Source organism: Frankia sp. CeRuru1 (assembly GCF_977966315.1).
In genome coordinates, this window is sequence record NZ_CDWWEW010000276.1 from 1 (window position 1) to 6898 (window position 6898).

The 6898-nt window shown below is 71.6% G+C and carries 6 protein-coding genes; 3 read left to right on the plus strand and 3 right to left on the minus strand.

Annotation, left to right across the window (positions count from 1 at the left end):
• The 3 genes from AC08OP_RS17710 to AC08OP_RS17720 form a co-directional block, all read left to right on the plus strand.
• Positions 1–1662, plus strand: a 1662-nt coding sequence (locus tag AC08OP_RS17710) for a heparinase II/III domain-containing protein (RefSeq protein WP_476615209.1), incomplete at its 5' end; no start/stop codon positions are given.
• Positions 1663–1739: 77 nt separating this feature from the next.
• Positions 1740–2597, plus strand: coding sequence for an FkbM family methyltransferase (locus AC08OP_RS17715; RefSeq protein ID WP_476615210.1), 858 nt, complete (start codon positions 1740–1742; stop codon positions 2595–2597).
• Positions 2594–3598 (plus strand): glycosyltransferase, encoded by a 1005-nt coding sequence (locus AC08OP_RS17720; protein ID WP_476615211.1) that lies wholly within the window; start codon positions 2594–2596, stop codon positions 3596–3598. Before AC08OP_RS17715 ends, AC08OP_RS17720 begins: the two co-directional genes overlap by 4 nt.
• Here AC08OP_RS17720 and AC08OP_RS17725 read toward each other — a convergent pair.
• The 3 genes from AC08OP_RS17725 to AC08OP_RS17735 all read right to left on the minus strand — a co-directional run bounded on the left by AC08OP_RS17725 (position 3582) and on the right by AC08OP_RS17735 (position 6869).
• Complete coding sequence (locus AC08OP_RS17725) at positions 3582–4352, minus strand: FkbM family methyltransferase (RefSeq protein ID WP_462187905.1); 771 nt, start codon at positions 4350–4352, stop codon at positions 3582–3584. The two genes, AC08OP_RS17720 and AC08OP_RS17725, sit on opposite strands and share 17 nt — an antisense overlap.
• A complete protein-coding gene (locus AC08OP_RS17730; RefSeq protein WP_476615212.1) occupies positions 4339–5937 on the minus strand; it encodes a hypothetical protein in 1599 nt (532 codons plus the stop codon). The genes AC08OP_RS17725 and AC08OP_RS17730 overlap by 14 nt, the downstream gene beginning before the upstream one ends.
• A 77-nt stretch (positions 5938–6014) precedes the next feature.
• Entirely contained in the window at positions 6015–6869 is an 855-nt protein-coding gene (locus AC08OP_RS17735; protein ID WP_476615213.1) for a class I SAM-dependent methyltransferase, read from the minus strand.
• Positions 6870–6898: the final 29 nt, after the last annotated feature.

Sequence of the window (6898 nt, forward strand, 5' to 3'; positions counted from 1 at the left end):
TGGGACTGGAGGCAGGCCGACGCTCCGCTGCTGTGGCGCTACCATCTGCACTACTGGGACTGGGCATGGGCATTCACCACCGAGGCTGTCCAGGGGCCGGCGATGTTCGCCCGGCTGTATCTGGCCTGGCGGACCTCGGTGGCCCTAGGCGATCCGGTTGCCTGGTCGCCCTATGTCGTGTCGCTCCGGGCCTGGACGCTGTGTGCCTTGTGGCCCCGGCTCGCGCGGGGAACGCCCGCCGAGATGGCGGTCCTCGCCGACCTCGGCGTCTGCCGGTCCTTCCTGCGCACTCATCTGGAGACCGACGTCGGCGGGAACCACCTGCTGAAGAACTACAAGGCACTGATCGGGCTGGCGGTCGCCGATGACGACGCCCGCGGCCGCCGACGATGGGTCGACGCGCTGCTGCGCGAGCTCGATCGGCAAGTCCTCAGCGACGGTGGACACTACGAACGCTCCCCCACCTATCACTGTCAGGTGCTGGCCGACCTCGACGACGTCGCCGGGCTGCTCACCGCGGCGGGCCACGCGGTGCCCGGCGCACTGCTCGACGCGGCCGGCAGGATGCGGGCCTGGCTGACGGCCGTGCTCGGACCGGACGGTATGGTTCCCACGCTCAACGACGGATTCGCGGTGCCCGCCGAGGCCCTGCGGCTGCTTCTCCCGGCTCCGGTGAGATCGACGCCGATCTCCGTCCAGGCTCCGGGTCCGGGTCCGGGCCCGATCCCGGCACCGCGCCCGGCCGAGATGCCGACCTCGACGCCGCAGCCGACCGTGGGGACCGCGCACCGTCCGCGGACGCCCGCCTCTGACCAGACCGGCGGCCTTCTGCTGGTCGACAGCGGTCTCGCCGTGCTGACGGCGGGACCGTGGCATCTGCTCGCCGACGTGGGCCTGCCCTGTCCCGAGGACCTTCCGGCCCACGCCCACGCCGACACCCTCGCGTTTCTGCTCTGGCACGACGGCCGGCCGCTCCTGGTGGATACCGGGACCTCGACCTACGCCCCCGGACCGGACCGGGACGCCGAACGTGGTACCGCCGCCCACTCGACCGTCATCGTCGATCACGCCGACTCGACCGAGGTCTGGGGCGCGTTCCGGGCGGGCCGCCGGGCCCGTCCCACTCTTGTCACGATGCGCCACCACGAGAACGTGGCGACGTTGGCCGCCGGCCATGATGGCTACCGCCACCTTCCGGGGCGACCCGTGCACTGGCGGACGTGGCGACTCGACCCGAGTGGGTTGTCCGTCGACGATCGGATCACCGGGGAGGGCCGCCACCACGTCGAGGTGCTGTTCCACTTCGCCCCCGGGGTGTCCGTCACCGCCGCGGCGGTCGATACCAGGCAAACCAGTACCGCTTCGAGCGGGACCAGCCGGAACGCGGCCACCCGGAGCGGGGCCACGGATGCGCTCACGGTGAGCACGTCCCAGGGGCGGCTGGTCCTGCGGGCCGGCGGACCGGGGCGGTGGGTGGTGCGCTCCACCCGCCGGGCGGTCGGATGGAGCCGTACGGTGCCGGCGTACACCGCCGCGTACGTGATCGATACCGAGCTGCCTGTCGCGGTACGCACCACGGTCGTCCACGAGGTCCGCTCCGGCAACCTGCGCTCCGGCAACCTGCGCTCCGGCGACACGGAATCGTCGCCCGCCCGCCTCTGACCCACACCCGGACCTGACCCACCCCGGTCACACCGCATCACCACGAAACCGAACAAACTGCCCGACAGGAGAACACCGTGCCGACCCTGTCCGCCCTACGCCCTTTCGCGGAACGGCTCACCCACCATCTGGTGGTGGCCCGCCGCCTGCCGCCGCCCTTCCAGGCGACGCGCATCTACGTCTCTTCCGAGGCGGGTCTGAAGTATCTGCGCCCCAGTCTCGCCGCCGTCGATCCGGTCCTGACCGACCTGGTCGGCGAGGTCGTGCGCCCCGGCCACGTGGTCTGGGACATCGGCGCGAACGTGGGACTGTTCGCCTTCGCCGCCGCGTCCGCCGCGACGTCGTCCGGCACGGTCGTCGCGGTCGAGCCCGACACCTGGCTGGTCGGGATGTTGCGCCGGTCGCAGACACGGTCACCACGCCGCGGCGGATCATCGGCCACCGATGGCCGTGCCACGGTGAAGATCCTGCCCGCCGCGGTCGGCGCGGCCCCGGGGATCAGCACGTTCCACATCGCGAGTCGCAACCGCGCGACCAGCCATCTGGACGGATTCGGCAGCAGCCAGACCGGCGGCACCCGCGCGGCGCAGCTCGTGCCGACCTTTACCCTGGATGGCCTGCTCTCCCATTTCCCGGCACCGGACGTCGTGAAAATCGACGTGGAGGGGGCCGAGCACGCGGTCCTCAGCGGTGGACGCCGGCTTCTGGGCGACATCCGCCCGACCGTGATCTGCGAGGTCACCGGACGCAACGCCGAGGCCGTCGGCGACCTGCTGCGCGGGCACGGGTACCGCATCGTCGACGCGGAGGTTCCGCCGCCGGCTCGGCAATTCCTGACGGCGGCACCCTGGTCCACGTTGGCCGTGCCGGACGTCCCGCCCGCCACCGCGCGACCCGCATCCGGGCAGGTTCCCGAGCCCCTGGTGCGCGCATGAGGACCACGGCGGTCATCGTCCACTGGGGGCCGACCGCGCCGACGATGGATCTGGCCGCGCAACTGGCGGCGATACCTCGGATCAGCGAGGTCGTCGTGGTGGCGAACGATCTGCGAGGACGGCCCGACGGCATCGGGGAGGAGACGGCCTGGCTCGTCCCCCCCGGCAACCTCGGTTTCGGCGGCGGCTTCCGGCACGCGTGTGACGCCTATCCGGCCACCGACTGCTATCTCCTGCTCAACAATGACGTCCAGCTCGTGCCGGCCACCGTCGACGCCTGTCTGGAACTGCTGTCCCGCCCGGACGTGGGCATCGTCGGACCCACTCTGGTCAACGCCGACGGTCTGCATCCGGGCTTCGCCGGACTCACCCGCGTCTTCACCGTGCCGCGCGCCCGCCGGACCCCCACGGACCACGCCGATGACGTGCCGTGGGTCACCGGCGCGATCACCTTTATCAAGGCCGAGTGTCATCGGCAGGTGCCGATGGCCGTTCGGTACTTCCTGTACTACGAGGACGTGGATCTCTGCCACCGCGCTCAGGCGGCCGGGTGGCGTGTCCTCGTCAGTCCGGCCCAGGCCTGGCACACCGGTGGTGGGACGGTACCCAGCAACGGCTACACCTACTACACGGTGCGCAACCGGCTGTGGTTCGCCCGCCTCCACGGCCGCCCGCGGCAGGTGGCGCTGGTGACCGCCTGGCTGCTCCTGGCGGTGCTGCCCCGGGTCGCCGTGTCCGAGCTGGTGCGCCGGCGCGGAATCGTCCGTGTCCACTGCGGCCTGCGCGGCGTCGTGGACGGTCTCGCCCGCATCCCCGACATCGACCAGACCCTGCCCGGGGAACCCCGGGCGTCCCGGTGGAGTACGTGGACGCGCGAGGCCCGCTCCGTCCCGCGTCCTCGCCCGGCCCGGGACCGGCCGATCGGTCCACCGGACCCCGCGGGGGGAACCGACCGGCGGGAGAAGGCGGCCGGCACGGGGGAGCTCACCCGTCCCGGCTGAGCGTGACCACCACCCCGTGGCGGTCGACCACCTGGAAGCCCAGTCCACGCGCGGCGTCGAGCAGGTCCGCCGCGGTGACGGGCCGTCCCTCGAAGGTCGTGTCGTGCATCTCGAACACCGCTCGACGGCACCGGTCCAGCGCGCCCGGATCCCCCAACAGAAACGACGCCTCCGCACCCTCGATGTCGCTGACGAGGTCGAATTCCGCGATCCTCCTGCGTACCAGCAGGTCCCGAAGCGTGGCCGCCGGAATGGTGACGGTCCGCCGCGACGCGTCGTCCCACAACCGGGAACCGAGGTTGTTCCCGACGAGGGCGAACGCCACCGGGCCCACGGCCTGCGTGATCGCCCGGTTCTCCACGTCCAGGGTGATGTGCCCGGCGTACGCGGCCAGGCGTCGCGTGAGGCCCTCGATGAGGTGGGGATTTGCCTCCACGCACACCAGCCGCGAGCCGGGTGCCAGCCGCGAGGCGATATGCGCGCTGGTGATGCCCAGACTCGCACCGAGTTCCACGACGGTGCCCGAGGTCGTGAGATGACGGCGGATCATCCGGATCTCGGCCCCTTCGTACAGCCGCCAGAACAGCGCCGCCCGCGCCTGCGGGGTGAAGTCGCGGTCAGCCACGTCGAAACGCAGCCCGTGGTTGGGGACCCGGTTGCGGGTGGCCGCCGCGATGACTGTCCCCACCGCCGGGGACGTCAGGACACCGGCGATCGAGATCTTGGTTCGGTAAAGAACATCACTGGCGTCCATGAGTAGGATCTTTTCCCTTCGTTGCGGGCCGGGCACCGCCGTAGGCGAAACGTGCCGTCAGGAACAGCACGGCCAGCTGGATGGGCAACGCCGCGAGGAGGTCCCCCACGCTGCTCTCGGAGTTGACCAGTTGGAGGAAGAGCGGAACGAAGATCACGATGTAGCGCAGATCCTTCGCCGGGTCCCACGCCTCGTCGATCAGCCGGAAACCGGCGCCCAGCAGTGCCATGCCAACCAGCAGGGGAAGCAGGCCCCCGTGCAGATAGAGGTCGGTCTGGGGGGAGACGGCGGCCGCGGAGTAGATCCGGGCGTTCCCCGAGAGGTACTGCTGTTTGAACTCGTAGCCGGTGGCCCTGATCGGTTTGTCGGGCCAGACCGCCCGGGGCACGGCGGTCAGGACGGGAGCCAGGAACAGCTCGTTGATGTCCCGGTAGGGAACGATGTCGGGAGACAGCTGGACGACGATGGCCAGACTGTCGATGCCCCGCATCCGCGAGGTCAGGTACTCCAGCGGTGACTCCGCGGGGCCTTCCCCCGCGGGGGCGTCCCCGGACAGCGTCTGGCCCAGCACGGTCGGCGCCATGGACACCGCCGACTGGGCGTCCAGGGTGTGGCTCTGGCTGCGTACCTGGGCCCGGTAGGAGGCGTTGTAGGGAATCAGCACGAGGACGAAGACGGCGGCGGCCGCGGCGATCCACCGCATTGGAAGCCAGCCGCGGGCGACGGAGAACGCGATCAGCACCCCCCACACGCTGGTCGCGAACACCCCCTTCATCCCGCTGGCGACGGCGAAGAGGATCTCGATGGACAGCAGGGCGACGAAGGCCCGCCGACGCCCCCCGCCCCGGGCCAGATCGACGGCGGCGATGAGGAGGGCGGACATCCCGAGGCCGCCGAGCAGGGTGAGCGGCTGGGCGTAGGCACTCGCCTCGGAGACCTTCTGGGACGCGTCGCCCAGGTAGGCATACTGGCCCAGGAGGATCTGCAGGACCCTGGCCGCCACCGAGATCCCGCACAGAATCCACGGCACGTTCCGGCCGCGCAGCCGGGTACCGGTCCCGGGCGCCGCCGCGGCGGCAAACCGGGTGGCCGCGCGCGTCACCATCCGGCCCGGGCCGAGCAGGTATCCGCAGGTCCACAGCGGCAGGGCGAGGCTCGCCAATGCGAGTGCCCGCAGCACGCCGTCGAGATGGATCTGCGGGGTGTCCAGCTGGGGGGTGCGCCAGACCAGTGACACCAGTCCGAACGACATCCCGGTCCACAGCAGGTACCAGGGGCCGAGACGGAACAAGCCCAGCCCGTAACCACGTCCCGCTCGCGCACCGACCAGGAGCAGCGCAGCGAGGCATTCGAACGTGAACGCCACCGAGCGCAGGACCACCCGGTCGGACTCGGACGGCATCCGGAACGCCTCGACGAACCACGGCGCCACGCTGACCATCACGATCATCAGCCACAGCAGCGGCGGGCGGCGGGCGGCGTAGGCAACCCTCCCACCCGGCACGGCCGGGGCGATCACCACGGCGCACCCGAGGGGATCGGCGAGGCGTCGCCGGTAGGCGTGCCCGAATGGCGCCGCGGACATCCCGCGAGCGGGCAGGCGGCCCGGGACGTCCGCCAGCGGAGAGCCCGCCAGCAGAGAAGATCAGGCATGCCCGACCCTCACGCCGTCTGGTCGCGGGGCAGCGGCGTGCGCCGCAGGGTGACGGCGACCTGTTCGAAACGCTCCCAGCCGTCGTGGAGCGCGAGCACGTTCGGCGAGAAGACGCCCTGCCCGGTCAGCCCGCGCCGGCTCAGATTGAGGATCCGGTAGCCGGCGGCGGCCAGCAGCGAGACCAGCTCACCGGGATGGTCCCCGGCAGCCCGCCGATCCCGTTCGCCGCGGTGGCCGTTCTCGCCGGGACGGTCTCCGCCGCGGCGGGCGAGGCGGGGCGGCATCGCCAGCAGGAGGGCCGGCCGATGCGCCCGTAGGAGCTCACCGGCGCCGCGCAGCACGTCGAGGCCCTCGGCCTCACCACCGATCCTGACCAGGTCAGGCGGTCGGTGCCGCGCGGCGTAGGCATCGAGGGTGATGGTCGTCGCGCCCGGGATAGGCACGGCGCCCGCCGCGGCGGTGGCGCCCACCGCGGCGGTAGACAGGTGGACACCCGAGAGCCGGTTGCGCTCGACCAGGGCCGCGAGCGTCGCCCCGGTGCGCGGTGCTTCCTCGAAGGCATGCACCTCGCCGGCCGCTCCCACCACCCCGGCCGCCCACAGGGTGTAGATCCCGAGGCCAGCAGCGACGTCATAGCAACAGTCACCGGGGCGCAGAACCGCGTCGAACACCGGCGCGAGCGCCGGTGTTCGATAGCGGGGACCGCTGTAGGCGTTCGCAGAGCCCTGTACCCATCGGGTCAGCCAGCCACGACCGCGCAGGTCGGGAAGGACCGCGGCCAGACGTCCCGCCAGCCGCCAGCGCAGCGGACCGGCACGACGCCCGGGGATCGTCGCGAGGTTTCCAGAGCCATCCCGGGTCACATGCTTAAAGTAGCCGACCTCTCACAAAG